Below are 15,910 nucleotides of genomic sequence, written 5' to 3' on the forward strand. Positions count from 1 at the left end.
ATCGGCCTGACTGATAGCTCGCATAACAACAAACAATTTGATTGATGACAAGCCAAACTGCAATTTAGGCGCCGTAACGTCCACCCCCGGACACTTTGCGAGGACTTGAAATGAGCAGCGCCGCGCCGATCCTGCTGACCCCAGGCCCCCTGACCACCTCTGCCCGCACCCGCCAGGCAATGCTGGTGGACTGGGGTTCATGGGATGAGCGCTTCAATCAACTGACCGCCAGCGTCTGCTCGCAACTGCTGGCGATCCTCAACGGCGCCGCCACTCACCATTGCGTGCCGTTGCAAGGCAGCGGCACCTTCGCCGTCGAAGCGGCCATCGGCACCCTGGTGCCACGCAACGGCAAGGTGCTGGTGCTGATCAACGGCGCCTATGGCAAGCGCCTGGCGCAGATCTGCGAAGTGCTCGGCCGCGATTTCAGCACCTTTGAAACCGCCGAGGACGAACCCACTACCGCCGCCGACGTCGACCGCCTGCTGCACGCCGACCCGGCCATCACTCACGTCGCGTTGATCCATTGCGAAACCAGTACCGGCCTGCTCAACCCGCTGCCGCAGATCGCCCAGGTGGTCAAAGAGCATGGCAAGCGCCTGATCGTCGACGCGATGAGTTCCTTCGGCGCGCTGCCGATCGATGCCCGCGAAGTACCGTTCGACGCCCTCATCGCCGCCTCGGGCAAGTGCCTGGAAGGCGTGCCGGGCATGGGCTTTGTCTTCGCTGAAAAACACGCGCTGGGCGCCGCCCAAGGCAACTGCCACTCCCTGGCGCTGGACCTGTTCGAGCAGCACGAGTACATGGCCAGGACCGGCCAGTGGCGCTTCACCCCGCCGACCCATGTGGTCGCCGCGCTGCACGAAGCGCTGCTGCAATACCACGAAGACGGCGGCCTGCCCGCGCGCCAGCGACGCTATGCCAACAATTGCCAGGTGCTGCTGGACGGCATGGCCGAACTGGGCCTGCGCAGCTTCCTGCCGGCGGCGATCCAGGCACCGATCATCGTCACCTTCCACGCGCCGACAGACCCGCGCTACCAGTTCAAGGCGTTCTACGAACGGGTCAAGGCCAAGGGTTTCATTCTGTACCCCGGCAAATTGACCGAAGTGGACACCTTTCGCGTGGGCTGCATCGGCCACGTCGATGCGACCGAGATGCGCGCGGCGGTCGCGGCCATTGCGCAGGCGCTGCACGCGATGCAAGTGCTGGACATCTGATTGCCCTTTTTACCCCCAGGATCTGAACCATGAACTATCAACACCCTAATACCCTGCAGGCTGTCATCCTCGACTGGGCCGGCACCGTGGTCGACTTCGGTTCGTTCGCGCCGACGCAGATTTTTGTCGAAGCCTTCGCCGAGTTCGGCGTCCAGGTCTCCATCGAAGAAGCCCGTGGCCCGATGGGCATGGGCAAATGGGACCATATCCGCACCCTGTGCAACCAGCCGCAGGTCGCCGAGCGTTACCGCCAGGCGTTCGGCCGCACGCCCAGCGACGAGGACGTGAGCGCGATCTACCAGCGCTTCATGCCGCTGCAGATCGAAAAGATCGCCGAGCACTCGGCGCTGATCCCCGGCGCCCTCGACTGCATCGCCGCACTGCGTGCGCAAGGGCTCAAGATCGGCTCCTGCTCCGGCTATCCCAAGCAAGTGATGGACAAGGTCGTCGCGCTGGCCGCCACCAACGGCTACGTCGCCGACCATGTAGTCGCCACCGACGAAGTGCCCAACGGCCGCCCATGGCCGGCGCAGGCCCTGGCCAACGTGATCGCCCTGGGCGTTGACGATGTGGCGGCATGCGTCAAGGTCGACGACACCGTACCGGGCATTCTCGAAGGCCGTCGCGCCGGGATGTGGACCGTGGCGCTGACCTGTTCCGGCAACGCCCTGGGCCTGACCTACGCGCAGTTCCGCGCCCTGGACAGCGCCGGCCTGGCCCATGAGCGCACGCGTATCGAAGCGATGTTCGAAGGTTCGCGCCCGCACTACATGATCGACACCATCAGCGACCTGCCAGCGGTGATCGCCGACATCAACCAGCGCCTGGCCCGCGGTGAAATGCCGCAAAGCCACTGATCGAGGTCAACTCAACGGCATTCGCGCCGGGCAAACCCTGCAAAACAGGCTTACAGTAAAAGGACTTCGTCGCCAAAGAACGGAGGTTTGCCCTGATGAGTGAGGAATCAAGCGATGCCGTGGAAAAATTCCGAGTCACGTTACAGCACCATGTCGGTTGCGTTGCACTGGTTGATGGTGGTGCTGCTGGCGGTGGTCTACGCCTGTATTGAGTTTCGCGGGATCTTCCCCAAAGGCAGTGGCGGGCGGGCGCTGATCGTGGAAATGCACTTCATGTTCGGCCTGACCGTGTTTGTGCTGGTCTGGCTGCGCCTGTTTGCCCGCTCGCTGGGGGTCGCGCCGAAAATCGTACCGGCACCGCCGCAATGGCAGAGCCTGCTGGCGACCCTGATGCACTTTGCACTGTATGCCTTCATGATCGGCATGCCGATCGCTGGCTGGCTGATCGTCAGCGCCCAAGGGCATTCCGTGATGTTCTATGGGATCGAGTTACCGCCCCTGATCGGCGAAAACAAGGACTTGTCCAAGCAGATCAAAGAGTGGCACGAGCTGGGCGGCTCCATCGGTTATTGGTTGATCGGCCTGCATGCCGTGGCGGGTCTGTACCACCACTACTTCATCCGCGATAACACTGTGTTGCGCATGCTGCCCAAGCGTTAGGCAGCCAACCCTCGGCGGCCTTGCAAGCCGCCGGTGTGGACGAAGATCAGACGCGTGCCGGGAGGGAAGCGTCCGGCTTCGACCTGTTGCTTCAACGCCAGCAGTGCCTTGCCGGTATAGAGCGGCTCCAGCGGCAGGCCGCAGGCCCGTTGCGTGGTCTCGATAAAGTCGAGCAACAACGGGTCGACCTTGGCGAAGCCGCCCCGGCTGGCGTCCAACAGCGCATAGCCGTCCTGTACGATAGCGCGCACGTTCTGCGCCACGCCGTGATCGTCCGGCACCGCCATTGCACCGTACACCGGATGTCTCCCCGCCTCGGCCAACGCCAGCCCGGCCACAGTCGTGCCGGTGCCTGCCGCCAGCCACCATGCGTCGTAATCGTCCCACCCCACGTTGCTCAATTGCGCACGCGCCTGCTCGACCAATACGCCGCAACCCAACGCCCCGGCGATGCCCCCGCCGCCTTCGGGCACCGGGTAGAGATGGGGATAGTGTTCGTGCCACGGCTGCCAGAAACCGGGTTCACGCCGCGCGCGGTAGCCGCCATAGCCCAGCCAATGCAACTGCATGCCGAAGGCTTTCAAATCGAGAACGGTGGGCGTGTTTTGGGGATGGCCGCGCAACAGGCCGACGGTGGAAAAATCAAAACGCTTGCCGGCCGCCGCCAGCGCATGCAGGTGGTTGGAGTACGCCCCGCCGAGGCTGATGATCCCGTCGGCACCGGCCTGTTGCGCCAGGGCCAGGTGTTCGCTGAGCTTGAACCACTTGTTGCCGCTGATCAGCGGGTCGATGCGGTCCAGGCGCAGCACGGCCAATTCGACCCCGTTCAGCCAATCCAGCGGCAGCGGTTCCAGGGGCGCATGGGGGAGCCAGTCGAAAGGGCCCATCGGCGCAAGTCCGTATAAAAAAGGGGCAGTAGTCTAACACTGCCCCTTCTCGGCGTTTTACAACTCAGCTGCCAGGCGCGAGCCCTGGTTGATGGCGCGCTTGGCGTCGAGTTCGGCGGCGACGTCGGCACCGCCGATCAGGTACACGTTCTGGCCCGCTGCGACCAGGCCGTCCTGCAATTCGCGCAACGGGTCCTGGCCGGCGCAGATCACAATGTTGTCCACCGCCAACAATTGCGGCTCGCCCTCGGCGCCGATGCGGATATGCAGGCCCGCGTCGTCGATCTTCAGGTACTCGACGCTGTTGAGCATCTGCACCTGCTTGTTCTTCAACCCGGTGCGGTGAATCCAGCCGGTGGTCTTGCCCAACCCGTCACCGACCTTGGAAGCCTTGCGCTGCAGCAGGAACACCTCGCGCGCCGGCGGGTGCGGTTGTGGCTTGATCCCGGCGACGCCGCCACGCGCTTGCAACTGCGTGTCGATGCCCCACTCTTTCCAGAACGCATCGCGGTCCAGGCTGGTGGACACGCCCTGATGCACGAGGAATTCCGACACGTCGAAGCCGATACCGCCGGCACCGATCACCGCGACGCGCTTGCCCACGGGTTTGCGCTCGAGGATCACGTCGAGGTAGCTCAGCACCTTCGGGTTATCGATGCCCGCAATTGCCGGCGTGCGCGGGGCGATACCGGTGGCGAGGATGATCTCGTCGTACCCGCCTGCCGTCAGTTGCGCGACGTCGACGCGGGTGTTGAGGCACACCTCCACATGGGTGGTCTGCAATTTGCGGTTGAAATAACGCAGGGTCTCGAAAAACTCTTCCTTGCCCGGCACGCGCTTGGCGATGTTGAACTGGCCACCGATCTCGCTGGCCGAATCGAACAACGTCACCTGATGGCCGCGTTCGGCCGCCACCGTGGCAGCGGCCAGGCCCGCGGGACCGGCGCCGACCACGGCGATTTTCTTGATCTGTTTGACCGGCAGGTAGTTGAGCTCGGTCTCGTAGCACGCGCGCGGGTTGACCAGGCAGGTGGTCAACTTGCCGCCGAAGGTGTGGTCGAGGCAGGCCTGGTTGCAGCCGATGCAGGTGTTGATTTCATCGGCACGACCGGCCGCGGCCTTGTTGACGAACTCCGGGTCGGCGAGGAATGGCCGCGCCATCGAGACCATATCGGCATCGCCTGCGGCGAGGATCTGCTCGGCAATCTCCGGGGTGTTGATGCGGTTGGTGGTGATCAGCGGGATCTGCACCGCGCCGCGCAATTTGGCGGTGACTTTACTGAACGCGCCCCGCGGCACCTTGGTGGCGATGGTCGGAATGCGCGCTTCGTGCCAACCGATCCCGGTGTTGATGATGCTCGCACCGGCCTGCTCGATGGCCTTGGCCAGTTGCACGATTTCTTCCCAACTGCTGCCGCCTTCCACCAGATCGAGCATCGACAGGCGGAAGATAATGATGAAGTTCGGGCCGACCGCTTCGCGCACCCGGCGCACGATCTCCACCGCCAGGCGCATGCGGTTTTCGTAGCTGCCGCCCCAACGGTCGGTGCGGTGATTGGTGTGGGCGGCGAGGAACTGGTTGATGAAGTAGCCTTCGGAACCCATGATTTCCACGCCGTCGTATTCGGCGGACTGCGCCAGTAGCGAGCAGGTGACGAAATCCTGGATCTGTTTCTCGATGCCCGCTTCGTCCAGTTCCTTGGGCTTGAACGGGTTGATCGGCGCCTGGATCGCGCTCGGTGCCACCTGCTTGGGGCTGTAGGCATAACGGCCGGCGTGGAGGATCTGCATGCAGATCTTGCCGCCGGCTTCGTGTACGGCGCGGGTCACGATCTTGTGCTTCTGCGCCTCTTCGTCGGTGGTCAGCTTGGCCGCGCCGGAATACACCCCACCTTCATCGTTCGGGCCAATGCCGCCGGTGACCATCAGGCCCACGCCGCCACGGGCGCGCTCGGCGAAGTAGGCCGCCATGCGTTCGAAACCGCCCGGTTTTTCTTCCAGCCCCGTGTGCATCGAGCCCATCAGGGTACGGTTGCGCAAGGTGGTAAAACCCAGGTCCAACGGGGCCAGCAGGTGCGGGTACGCAGCAGCGGTCATGGTCAAGCTCCACAACGGATCATCACGGGACGTGGCACGCTCTTACGGCTTGCCATCGGTTTATGTCCCACAGACTAAGAGGCGTTCGGCTAGCACTCAATGACCGAAACTGACAAGTTATTGATCCAAATGCACAGCGCCCCTTGGCAAGCCGAGCCGCGGGCCCTACCCTAGTCGCGAACCCTGCACTCGGTCTGTTGTCTGTTTCCCCATGCGTAAACTTCTCGCTTTTACCGTCACCCTGGCGCTGGTTGCCGCCGTCGCCGCCTATCTGGTCTGGACCCAGGAACGCCCCGTGGCGCATTACCTGTCCGACCTGCGCATCACCCTGGCCGTCAACGAAGGCCAGCCTGCCGATCGCGGCAACCTGCTGGGCATTCAGCCGGAACTGTTCCCCGGCGACTACCAGAGCCTGGAACGCCTGCACCTGAAGCTCGCGGCCTACCTGCAAACGGCGCGAAACCAGGGGCTGATCAATGAAAAAACCATCGTGGTGCTGCCGGAACATATCGGCACCTGGCTGATGCTCAGCGGCGAAAAAAACGAGCTGTATCAGGCGACCCACCTGAAAGATGCGATGAACTGGCTGTCGATCAGCAACCCGCTGCAGTTCATGCGCGCCTGGATCAGCGCCACCGGCGACAACCGCATGGACGACGCGTACTTGCGCATGAAAGCCCCGGCAATGGCGCGGGACTACCAAGTGCTGTTCGGCGGCCTGGCCAAGGAGTTTGGCGTGACCCTGGTGGCCGGTTCCATCGCGTTGCCCAACCCCAGCGTGAGCGAGGGGCAACTGCAGGTCGGGCATGGCGCGCTGTACAACGCCAGCCTGGTATTTGCGGCCGATGGCCTGCCCCTGGGCCAGCCGCAGCGTCAGCTCTACCCGATCTACGACGAGCGCGGCTTCATTGCGCCCGGGGATGAAAACACCGTCAGCGTGGTCGACACCCCGGCCGGACGCCTGGGCATCCTGATCGGCAGCGACAGCTGGTACCCGGACAACTACCGCAAGCTCAATGAGCAAGGTGCAAGGTTGATCGCCGTCCCCGCGTTTGTTATCGGCCGCGACACCTGGGGCCGCCCTTGGCGCGGCTTCAAAAGCGTGTCGACGCCCGCGGAAATCAGCCTCAAACCCGAAGAACTCAGCGAAGGCGAAGCCTGGCGGCGCCTGACCTTGATCAGCCAGCCGCCCATCAGCCAGGCCATCGCGGGCATGAGTGTGTTTCTGCGCGGGCAGTTCTGGGACCTGGGCAGCGCCGGCCAGAGCTTTCTCAGCAGCAACGGCCAGGTGTTCGCCGACGGCGACGCCCGTGGCGCGCGCTTGCTGAATATCTGGCTGTAACGCCGTGAAGCCGGTACGCCTGGGGGATCTGTCGGTGGGCTTCGTGCACACCCTGGCCGACGCCATCAGCAGCCACGGCCTGGACCCGCAACCGCTGTTGCTGCAATACGGCCTGGACCCGCTACGGCTCGCCGAAGCCGGCGCGCGCTTGTCGATCCCGCGTTACATGCGCTTGGGCCATGCCGCCATTCAACTGACCGGCGATCCGGGCCTCGGCCTGCGCATGGGCCAGTCGAGCCGCTTGAGCCAGGCCGGCCTGGCCGGTGTCACGGCCGCCCAGGCGCCCAACGTGCGCGAAGCGGCCCGCACCCTCACGCGCTTTGAAGCGCTGTACGGCTCCAACTATCGCGGGCAGTCGAGCTTTCATGAAGACGCCGAAGGCGCGTGGCTGCGTTTCTACTCCATCAGCCCGTACAACGCCTATAACCGCTTTGTGGTCGACTCGATCATCGCCGGCTGGCTGCACCAACTGTCGAGCCTGGCCCAGCAGCCGGTACAGGCGCAGCGCATCGAGATCGAATTCGAAGCACCGGACTACAGCGAACAATACAGCGTGCTGGGTGACAGCCCGGTCCACTTCGGCGCCGAGGCCAATCAACTGCGCCTGAGCCAGACAACCCTGGCGCTGCGCAACCCGGAGCATTGCCCGAGCACCTGGCAACTGCTGTTACAACTGTGTGAAAGGGAGTTGGAGCAGTTGACCCGCACCCGCAGCCTGCGCGAGCGCATTACCCGCTTGCTCGGGCCGATGCTCAATGGCGGCCGGGAACCCGACCTGGAAGAAGTGGCGGCGCGCTTGAAGCTGCCGACCTGGACCCTGCGCCGCAAACTGGCCGATGAAGGCACTCAGTTCCGGGCGATCCTCAACGATACCCGCCGCGACCTGGCCATGACCTATATCCGCGATACGGAACTGGCATTCGGCGAGATCGCCTACTTGCTCGGTTTTGCCTCGGCCCAGGCCTTTCAACGGGCGTTCAGGCGGTGGAACAACCAGACCCCAGGGGAATTTCGCCGCAGTCAGCGGCAATCCGCCTGAAGCCGGTCTTACAGCTCAGTAGCGTCGTCGGCGGGGTCCAAAGGGTCCCATTCAAAGGCCTGGTACTCCAGCAGTTCTTCTTGGTAATCGTCCATGGTGAACTCCTTTTTGAGTTGAAAGCAGCCGCAGGTAAATGACCTGCACAGCCAGCCTAATGTGCCGTGATGACGGAAAAATGTCGGTGTCATGACGTTCCTGCACGTTCAGATTAAACGTAGCAGCGTTGTGCGGATTTAGCACTGGGCCATCGAAAAACAATTGCAACCATTGCAATTGCAATTATAAGTCGATTTCCCTTAGGGTAAGCCTCCCTTGCCGAGGAGTCAGACCGATGATTGCCACCACCGCGCACGCCGCACAGCTTTGCTGTGATGCGTTGAACCAGGCCGGACATACACGAAGTTCGCCATTGCATACCGTCATGAGCATGGCCAACACCCTGGAAGCCAGCCGGCAGGCCTGGGTGATTCGCGGCCAGTCCCGTTCCCGGCGTGTGGGCAGTTGGCCCGTCTGGTTTGCGCGCAAAACTGCGGAAAAACCGTTGCTGTACCTGCACAGCGCGGTGTCGTCGGCACAACTGTGTGCCTTGTCGGCCGAGACGGCGCAGCGCGGCATCCTGTGCAACGACATCGAAACCCAACCCTCGGCCTGGCCCAAGGGCGCACAGCCTTCTCTCCCGCTGTGGCTGGCGAGCAATCCGCATTGCACGCCCTACGATCCTGCCACGGGCGAGGAAGTCCGGGCGATCGTGCTGGCGGGACTGCGCACCTTGTATATCGACGGCAAGCCCGGGTTTTACTACCTGGCGCTGCATGACGACGACAACGCAGTACCGTTGACCGAGCAGGACCGTGAAGATGCGCTCAAGGGTATGTATCCGCTCCAGCGCGATGCCCCAGGGGACGTGCGCTTGCTCGGCGCAGGTCGGGCGCTTGAAGAGGTCGTGCAGGCCAAACGCTTGTTGGCACAGGACTGGAATATCACCGCGCAGCTGTGGAGTTGCCCCAGCTACACGCGGCTGGCCCGAGAGGCCGCGGCGGCCGAACGCTGGAATCGCCTGCACCCCACCGCCCCCAGACGCAGCAGCCACTTGCGCGAGTGCCTGGCCGGGAATGCCGCGCCGGTGATTGCAGTGACCGGCTATGCACAGCCGATTGTCGACCCGTTGGCGGCTTACGTGGATGCGCGGTTCGTGGGGCTGGGCGCGGGCTCGGTGCAGGCATCGGCGCCCAGTCGCTATTGGATTGCGGTGTCTGCATTGAGCGCCCTGGCGAAGGACGGGCTCATCGCTGCACAGCAGGTCGAACGGGCGATGAAGCGCTACTCACTGCAATGAGCCGGAATGCGAACAACGGCGCAAGGGGCTTGCTCCCGATAGCGGCGGGTCAGTCGACAGCTGCCTGTTATCGGGACCACGCCATCTTCCACGTTGAATCGTCGTGTCTCAGGATTTGCGCCGGCTACGGACCTGCACACCGGCCTCCATCGCCAACCCGGCAGTACGTTCCAGGGCTTCGGCAAACCCCTGGCGCTGCTCCGGTGCGATCTGCGACAGGAACAGCTCATCCACCGTGCTTTCGTAGATGCCCCACATCTTTTTGCGCAACACCCGGCCGGCCTCGGTGATCGTGGCAAACGCGGCACGGCCGTCGCCGTCGGAGCGGGAGCGCACCACCAGGCCGTCTTTTTCCAGGCGGTCCACCAGGCGCGTCAGGTTGTAGCGCTCGATGGCCAGCACATCGGCCAATTCATGCATGCGCCGAGTACCTTCGGGGCCGCTTTCCAGGCCCCACAATGCGTCGTACCAGGCGTAGGGCGGCAGGTCGGCCGCAGCCAGGCGCCGCTCGATTTCACGGATGACCGTCCTGTGGGCCCTGACAAAACGGAACCAGACATCAGGCTCTTTCGACGACATGCAACACCATCCGGGGAATTTCAAGAAGGTTGCAATAGTAGCTCATCCCGCGCTAGATTCAGACATGTAGTTGCAATTGCAACTATATGTGCGCCGCTCCCACAAGGAGCTCGCTGCTTGATATTCGCCGACCCTGGAGCCTCACATGACCCCGAATACCGCAGTAAGACTGGACGACGACCCACAGGAAACCCGCGAATGGCTGGAAGCCATCGAATCGGTGCTGTCCACCGAAGGCCGCCCGCGTGCCCACTACCTGATCGACCAGTTGCTGGATTTCGACGTGGCGCAACATGGTGACGTCTACGGGCGGGTAACCACGCCCTACATCAACACAATCCCGCTGGACCGCCAGTTGCCCTACCCTGGCAACCTGGCCCTCGAACGCCGCACCAGTGCGTTTATCCGCTGGAACGCCATGGCCATGGTGCTGCGCGCCGGTAAACACTCCGGCGTCGGTGGGCATATCGCCACCTACGCGTCGGCCGCCGTGCTGTATGACGTCGGCTTCGACCACTTTTTCCGTGGGCGCACCGACACCTTCGATGGCGATCTGGTCTACATCCAGGGCCACTCCTCCCCCGGCATCTACGGCCGCGCGTATCTCGAAGGCCGCATCAGCGAGGCCCAGCTCGACAACTTCCGCCGCGAAACGGGCGGTGCAGGCTTGTCGTCCTACCCGCACCCACGGCTGATGCCGGATTTTTGGCAATTCCCCACCGTGTCCATGGGGCTCGGACCGATCACCGCCGCCTACCAGGCGCGCTTTATGCGCTACCTGGAGTTGCGTGCGCTCAAGCAGCACCAGGGCCGCAAGGTCTGGGCGTTCCTTGGTGATGGCGAAATGGACCAGCCGGAATCCCTGGCCGCCATTTCCCTGGCCGGGCGTGAAAAACTCGACAACCTGATCTTCGTGGTCAACTGCAACCTGCAGCGCCTGGACGGCCCGGTACGCGGCAATGCCAAGGTGATCCAGGAATTCGAAAGCCTCTACCGCGCGGCCGGCTGGAATGTGATCAAGGTAATCTGGGGCGGCGGCTGGGATGCGCTGCTGGAAAAAGACCAGAGCGGGCTGCTGCGCCAACGCATGATGGAGTGCGTGGACGGTGATTATCAGAACTACAAATCCCAGGACGGCGCCTACGTGCGCGAACATTTCTTCGGCAAATACCCGGCGTTGCTGGCATTGGTTGCGGACCTGTCAGACGAGGACATCTGGAAACTCTCACGCGGCGGTCATGACCCGGACAAGGTCTATAACGCCTATGCTGCCGCCATGAGTCATTCAGGCCAACCCACGGTGATCCTGGCGAAAACCGTCAAGGGCTTCGGCATGGGCGAAGCCGGCGAAGGCCAGAACATCAACCATCAGCTGAAAAAAATGGGCGCCGACGCCGTCAGAGCGTTCCGTGATCGCTTCGGCCTGGAAGTCCCCGACGAGCAGTTGGCTGAAACTCCTTACCTCAAGCCGGCTGCCGACAGCGAAGAGGCGCGCTACTTCGCCGCCCGGCGCCAGGCGTTGGGTGGCTACGTGCCGGCGCGCCACAGCGCCGTCGAATCGCTGCGGATTCCTGAACTGAGCGCTTTCGCGACCCAGCTCAAAGACACCGGCGAGCGCGCCATCTCCACCACCATGGCCTTTGTGCGGATCCTCGGCACACTGCTCAAGGACCCGCACCTGGGCAAGCTGATCGTGCCCATCGTGCCGGACGAATCACGCACCTTCGGCATGGAAAGCCTGTTCCGTCAGATCGGCATTCACTCCGCCGTCGGCCAGCTCTACACCCCACAAGACGCCGGGCAACTGAGCTACTACAAAGAGAGCAAGGACGGACAGATCATGCAGGAAGGTCTGAATGAGTCCGGTGCGATTGCCTCTTGGATCGCGGCGAGTACGTCCTACAGCAACCATGCTCTGATGACCGTGCCCTTCTACATCTTCTACTCGATGTTCGGCTTCCAGCGCGTCGGCGACCTGGCCTGGGCGGCAGGCGATGCCCGGGCACGCGGCTTCCTGCTGGGTGCCACGGCCGGGCGCACCACCCTGATGGGCGAAGGCTTGCAGCACGATGATGGGCATAGCCATATCCTGGCGTCGGTGATTCCGTGCTGTGTGTCGTATGACCCAACTTTTGCCTACGAACTGGCGGTGATCATTCGCGAAGGCATGCGGCGCATGTATGTCGAGCAGGAGGACATTTACTACTACATCACCCTGCTCAACGAGAACTACCCGCACCCGGCAATGCCCGAAGGCGTGGAAGAAGGCATTCTCAAGGGCTTGTATCCGCTGAGCACACACCAGCAGGCACAGGTGCAATTGATGGGCAGCGGTTCGATCCTGCGGGAAGTGATCGCCGCAGCAGCGTTGCTCGACAAGGATTTCGCCGTACACAGCAGCGTATGGAGTGCGCCCAGCCTGACCGAGCTGCGCCGTGACGGGCATGAAGCCGAACGCTGGAACCTGTTGCACCCGGAACACGAGCCGCGCTTGAGTTACGTCGAGCAATGCTTGGCCGGGCATACGGGTCCGGTGCTGGTGGCCACTGACTACATGAAGCTGTTCGCCGACCAGATCCGCCCCTTTGTGCCGAACCGACGCTTTGTAGCGCTGGGCACGGACGGCTTCGGGCAGTCGGATACCCGGGAGGCCTTGCGCGAGTTCTTCGAGGTGGACCGGCATTTCATTGTGCTGGCGGCACTGAAGGCGCTGGCCGATGACGGACTGATAGGTCGCGAGAAAATCAGTGAGGCGATCAGTCGCTACGGGATCAATGTCGACAAGACCAATCCCGTAGCGGTCTGACTCACTGCGCGGGCGTCGGCAGGGGCGGAATCGCCTCTGTCGGCGGCGGCAGGTCCGGCGTGGTTGGCGCAGGTGCCGGTGCCGGCGCAGGGCTCGGTTCTGCCTGCGGGACGATCGGCGCAGGCTCCGGTGCCGGTGTAACCGGCGTCGAGACGGCCGGCGCTACAGGTTCTTCCTTCGGCGCTGGCACCTTCTCCGCTGCCGGGGCAACTTTGGGTTCCGGCACCCCCAGTTCAGCCTTGGGCTGTTCTGGAATATGTTCGGTCTTCTTCACCTCTTGGGGCAGGAACACATCCACCAGCGCGAAGTAGCGCTCGTAGAACTTCGGCGCCGAGACAGTCTCACTCGCCACCTTCACCATCGAGTCGTCGGTGGAGCCGATCGGCATCGACACCGAGCCCAGCACACCCACACCCAGGCTGGCGGAGTTGTTGACCTTCTTCAGCGCATAACGATCCTGCAGGGCGTTGGCGAACATCGTCGAGTGGCTTTTACCTTTGCCATCATTGGCACACACCACATTGAAGCTGATCTGCATGTGAGTTTCGCCGGTCTGCTGGAAACTCTTGTTACCCACCACCAGCTTCGGATCGCTACTGGTGATGATGTAGCCCTGGCTCAGCAAGGCACGGCGGGCGGCCTCGCACGCGGCGATGTCACTGACCGGGTAATTACGGGAGAACGTACCGGAGTCGTCGAAATTCTCGTGCTCGTAAATAGCGGTCTTGGGTGACGAGCAGCCCGTGGCGCCCGCCAACACCAGCGCCAACCCGAGGCTACGCAAGTGAAATGATGTCGACATTGAAAATCCTGAGGAAAACGGTCTGGGCAGTATTGTGCAACAGAACGAGGCCTTGGCGCGCGCATTCCTGTCGATAAAACGTCACAAGCCTACACAGCGGTGCCTGCAGGGAAAAGCCCGGCGCACATATGGTCAATAAACACGCGCAACTTGGCAGATGCATGACGACTTGACGGCCACAATATCCAGAAACTGCCACGGTGTTCGAGATAATCATCCAACACCCGTAGCAAGCGCCCCTGCCCCACGGCCTCGTTGACCATGTAGTCGGGCAGACAGGCGATGCCCAATCCCTCGTGTACCACATGGTTGAGGGACTCAATGGTGGTACTGACCAGCGGTGTACGCAAGGTCGGCTCGGCGGCGCCCGGCAGGTGACGCAACGGCCAGTTTTCCAGCTTGCCGGTGGCGCAGAATTTGTGCCGCAGGCACGCGTGATCATTGAGATCCTGCGGTTGCTGCGGGGTGCCGTGTTGAGCGAAGTAGCCCGGCGTGCCCACAAGCACCAACTGGTAATAGCCCAGATGCCGCGCCATCAAGCGCGAATCTTCGGGCTTGCCTGTGCGAATCACCGCATCGAAACCTTCCTCGATCACGTCCACCATGCGGTCGGAAAAATCCACATCCAACTCGATATCCGGGTAGGCGCGCATAAAGTCGCTGAGCACCGGCATCAACAAGCCGCGTACCTGCGGCAGGCTGACGCGCAACTTGCCGCGGGGCGTGGCGCTGGCGTCCGTCAATTCCTGCTCGGCCGCCTCGACCTCGGCCAGAATGCGCCGGGAACGCTCAAGAAATAGCGAGCCTTCGCTGGTCAGGGTGATACTGCGCGTGCTGCGGTGAAACAGCCTGACGCCCAGGCGCTCTTCCATGCGCGCGATACTTTTGCCCACGGCCGACGACGATACCCCCAGCACGCGACCGGCGACGGTGAAGCTGCGCGTCTCCGCCACCTGCACAAATACCGACAGGCTGCTCAAGCTGTCCATGATCACGCCTCGACTGATTACGGACACCTATGTCCGCTAAGTTCGGAACCTTAGCCTGTTTTTCCGCACAGCACAGCCCCTTACTCTGCCGCCTTGCCCCTTTTATATGGATCAAGCGTCATGAGCGACAACCCTTCACTTACCCATTGCCCGGCGAACGCCGAGCCTGACGTGCTGCCGCTGGGAGGCTTGTTGGCCCTGGCTTGCGCGGGTTTTATCACCATCCTCACCGAAGCCATGCCCGCGGGGCTCCTGCCGCAGATGGGCGCAGGCCTGGGTGTGTCGCCCGCCCTGGTTGGCCAACTGGTCACGCTCTACGCACTCGGATCATTGCTCGCGGCCATCCCCTTGACGCTGCTGACGCGGGGTTGGCGCCGACGCCCCCTACTGCTGGTGGCCATTGCTGGCTTCGCCCTGGTCAACAGCGTGACGGCCATATCCAGTCACTACGGGCTGACCCTGGTAGCGCGCTTTTTCGCCGGGGTATTCGCCGGGTTGCTCTGGGCCCTGTTGGCCGGTTACGCCAGTCGTATGGTCGCCCCTCACCTGCAAGGCCGGGCGATTGCCATCGCAATGCTTGGCGCACCGCTGGCCCTGACCCTGGGCGTGCCGGCCGGCACCCTGCTGGGCACCCTCGTTGGCTGGCGCTTGAGTTTTGCGATCATGACCGGGCTGACGCTGGCATTGCTGCTCTGGGCGCGCTGGCAACTCCCGGACTTTGCCGGCCAAGCAGCACAACAGCGCCTGGGCCTGCGCCAGGTGATGAGGTTGCGCGGTATTCGCCCGGTGCTTTGGGTGACCTTTACCTACGTGCTGGCGCACAACATTCTCTATACCTACATCGCCCCCCTGCTGGAGCCCGCCGGCATCCAGGCCGATATCGACCGGGTACTGCTGGTGTTTGGCCTGACGGCGTTGTTGAGCATCTGGCTGGTGGGCCTGCTGATCGATCGATGGCTGCGCTCGCTGGTGCTACTCAGTTGCATGCTGTTTGGCCTTTCGGCGCTGGCGTTGGCGTTCTGGATCGACTCGCCGGCGATCATCTACATCGCCGTCGCGGCCTGGGGGCTGGCATTCGGTGGCCTACCAGCCTTACTGCAAACCGCCCTGGCCAAGTCGGCAGGCGAGTCGGCGGACGCCGCGCAGTCGATGCTGGTGACGGTATGGAACCTGGGCATTGCCGGTGGCGGTCTGGCGGGCGGGTTGTTGCTGCAGAGCTGGGGCGTGCTCGCGTTTCCCTGGGCGGTAGTGGCGTTGATGTTGCTGGCCCTTTGCAAACGCCCATGAAAAAGCCCC

14 protein-coding genes are annotated in these 15,910 nt (G+C 63.0%); 8 read left to right on the top strand and 6 right to left on the bottom strand.

What is annotated here, in order from left to right; translation table 11 throughout:
- Window positions 1-110: 110 nt before the first annotated feature.
- The 3 genes from RGV59_RS24905 (at window position 111) to RGV59_RS24915 (ending at window position 2,737) form a co-directional block, all read left to right on the top strand.
- Complete coding sequence (locus tag RGV59_RS24905; protein WP_102617258.1) at window positions 111-1,220, top strand: 2-aminoethylphosphonate--pyruvate transaminase; 1,110 nt, start codon at window positions 111-113, stop codon at window positions 1,218-1,220.
- 29 nt (window positions 1,221-1,249) lie between these two features.
- Window positions 1,250-2,077 carry a phosphonoacetaldehyde hydrolase gene (phnX, locus tag RGV59_RS24910; RefSeq protein ID WP_126585749.1) on the top strand — a complete coding sequence of 276 codons (828 nt, stop codon included), beginning with the start codon at window positions 1,250-1,252 and terminating at the stop codon, window positions 2,075-2,077.
- Window positions 2,078-2,191: 114 nt separating this feature from the next.
- Complete coding sequence (locus tag RGV59_RS24915) at window positions 2,192-2,737, top strand: cytochrome b (protein WP_046485421.1); 546 nt, start codon at window positions 2,192-2,194, stop codon at window positions 2,735-2,737.
- On the opposite strand, the gene RGV59_RS24920 is transcribed toward RGV59_RS24915, so the two are convergent.
- Together RGV59_RS24920 and RGV59_RS24925 are read right to left on the bottom strand one after the other, a co-directional pair.
- Window positions 2,734-3,624, bottom strand: coding sequence for a 1-aminocyclopropane-1-carboxylate deaminase/D-cysteine desulfhydrase (locus tag RGV59_RS24920; protein ID WP_126585750.1), 891 nt, complete (start codon window positions 3,622-3,624; stop codon window positions 2,734-2,736). The two genes, RGV59_RS24915 and RGV59_RS24920, sit on opposite strands and share 4 nt — an antisense overlap.
- A 57-nt stretch (window positions 3,625-3,681) precedes the next feature.
- Entirely contained in the window at window positions 3,682-5,721 is a 2,040-nt protein-coding gene (locus tag RGV59_RS24925) for an NADPH-dependent 2,4-dienoyl-CoA reductase (protein ID WP_046485425.1), read from the bottom strand.
- A gap of 211 nt (window positions 5,722-5,932) precedes the next feature.
- Between RGV59_RS24925 and RGV59_RS24930 the strand changes: the two genes are divergently transcribed.
- Window positions 5,933-7,063 carry a carbon-nitrogen hydrolase family protein gene (locus RGV59_RS24930; protein ID WP_102617261.1) on the top strand — a complete coding sequence of 377 codons (1,131 nt, stop codon included), beginning with the start codon at window positions 5,933-5,935 and terminating at the stop codon, window positions 7,061-7,063.
- Between the two features lie 4 nt (window positions 7,064-7,067).
- The gene (locus RGV59_RS24935) at window positions 7,068-8,102 is read left to right on the top strand and encodes an AraC family transcriptional regulator (protein ID WP_046485428.1); all 1,035 of its coding nucleotides are present in this window, start codon (window positions 7,068-7,070) and stop codon (window positions 8,100-8,102) included.
- An 8-nt stretch (window positions 8,103-8,110) separates the two neighbouring features.
- Here RGV59_RS24935 and RGV59_RS24940 read toward each other — a convergent pair whose 3' ends face one another.
- The gene (locus tag RGV59_RS24940; protein WP_126585751.1) at window positions 8,111-8,290 is read right to left on the bottom strand and encodes a hypothetical protein; all 180 of its coding nucleotides are present in this window, start codon (window positions 8,288-8,290) and stop codon (window positions 8,111-8,113) included.
- 143 nt (window positions 8,291-8,433) lie between these two features.
- Here RGV59_RS24940 and RGV59_RS24945 point away from each other — a divergent pair, with 143 nt between their 5' ends.
- Window positions 8,434-9,438, top strand: a complete 1,005-nt coding sequence (locus RGV59_RS24945) for a transketolase-like TK C-terminal-containing protein (RefSeq protein WP_046485430.1) — start codon at window positions 8,434-8,436, stop codon at window positions 9,436-9,438.
- 108 nt (window positions 9,439-9,546) lie between these two features.
- Here RGV59_RS24945 and RGV59_RS24950 read toward each other — a convergent pair whose 3' ends face one another.
- A complete protein-coding gene (locus tag RGV59_RS24950; RefSeq protein ID WP_108525050.1) occupies window positions 9,547-10,017 on the bottom strand; it encodes a MarR family winged helix-turn-helix transcriptional regulator in 471 nt (156 codons plus the stop codon).
- Window positions 10,018-10,162: 145 nt separating this feature from the next.
- On the opposite strand from RGV59_RS24950, the gene aceE reads away from it, so the two are divergent.
- On the top strand, window positions 10,163-12,823 hold the full coding sequence (gene aceE, locus RGV59_RS24955) for a pyruvate dehydrogenase (acetyl-transferring), homodimeric type (RefSeq protein WP_126585752.1): 2,661 nt from the start codon (window positions 10,163-10,165) through the stop codon (window positions 12,821-12,823).
- Between the two features lies 1 nt (window position 12,824).
- Here aceE and RGV59_RS24960 read toward each other — a convergent pair whose 3' ends face one another.
- Entirely contained in the window at window positions 12,825-13,625 is an 801-nt protein-coding gene (locus tag RGV59_RS24960) for a DUF2242 domain-containing protein (protein ID WP_102617264.1), read from the bottom strand.
- Between the two features lie 89 nt (window positions 13,626-13,714).
- Entirely contained in the window at window positions 13,715-14,614 is a 900-nt protein-coding gene (locus tag RGV59_RS24965) for a LysR family transcriptional regulator (RefSeq protein ID WP_046382850.1), read from the bottom strand.
- Window positions 14,615-14,734: 120 nt separating this feature from the next.
- Between RGV59_RS24965 and RGV59_RS24970 the strand changes: the two genes are divergently transcribed.
- Complete coding sequence (locus RGV59_RS24970) at window positions 14,735-15,901, top strand: MFS transporter (protein ID WP_126585753.1); 1,167 nt, start codon at window positions 14,735-14,737, stop codon at window positions 15,899-15,901.
- Window positions 15,902-15,910: the final 9 nt, after the last annotated feature.

Source organism: Pseudomonas sp. FG1 (assembly GCF_034313875.1).
Classification (GTDB): Bacteria; Pseudomonadota; Gammaproteobacteria; order Pseudomonadales; family Pseudomonadaceae; genus Aquipseudomonas; species Aquipseudomonas veronii.

Excerpts from the sequence above, each read along its gene's own strand:
- RGV59_RS24945 (WP_046485430.1), top strand. The coding sequence starts at position 8,434 with ATGATTGCCACCACCGCGCACGCCGCACAGCTTTGCTGTGATGCGTTG.
- RGV59_RS24925 (WP_046485425.1), bottom strand. The coding sequence starts at position 5,721 with ATGACCGCTGCTGCGTACCCGCACCTGCTGGCCCCGTTGGACCTGGGT.
- RGV59_RS24950 (WP_108525050.1), bottom strand. The coding sequence starts at position 10,017 with ATGTCGTCGAAAGAGCCTGATGTCTGGTTCCGTTTTGTCAGGGCCCAC.
- RGV59_RS24960 (WP_102617264.1), bottom strand. The coding sequence starts at position 13,625 with ATGTCGACATCATTTCACTTGCGTAGCCTCGGGTTGGCGCTGGTGTTG.
- RGV59_RS24905 (WP_102617258.1), top strand. The coding sequence starts at position 111 with ATGAGCAGCGCCGCGCCGATCCTGCTGACCCCAGGCCCCCTGACCACC.
- RGV59_RS24920 (WP_126585750.1), bottom strand. The coding sequence starts at position 3,624 with ATGGGCCCTTTCGACTGGCTCCCCCATGCGCCCCTGGAACCGCTGCCG.
- aceE (WP_126585752.1), top strand. The coding sequence starts at position 10,163 with ATGACCCCGAATACCGCAGTAAGACTGGACGACGACCCACAGGAAACC.
- RGV59_RS24970 (WP_126585753.1), top strand. The coding sequence starts at position 14,735 with ATGAGCGACAACCCTTCACTTACCCATTGCCCGGCGAACGCCGAGCCT.
- RGV59_RS24940 (WP_126585751.1), bottom strand. The coding sequence starts at position 8,290 with ATGACACCGACATTTTTCCGTCATCACGGCACATTAGGCTGGCTGTGC.
- RGV59_RS24965 (WP_046382850.1), bottom strand. The coding sequence starts at position 14,614 with ATGGACAGCTTGAGCAGCCTGTCGGTATTTGTGCAGGTGGCGGAGACG.
- RGV59_RS24915 (WP_046485421.1), top strand. The coding sequence starts at position 2,192 with ATGCCGTGGAAAAATTCCGAGTCACGTTACAGCACCATGTCGGTTGCG.
- RGV59_RS24930 (WP_102617261.1), top strand. The coding sequence starts at position 5,933 with ATGCGTAAACTTCTCGCTTTTACCGTCACCCTGGCGCTGGTTGCCGCC.
- phnX (WP_126585749.1), top strand. The coding sequence starts at position 1,250 with ATGAACTATCAACACCCTAATACCCTGCAGGCTGTCATCCTCGACTGG.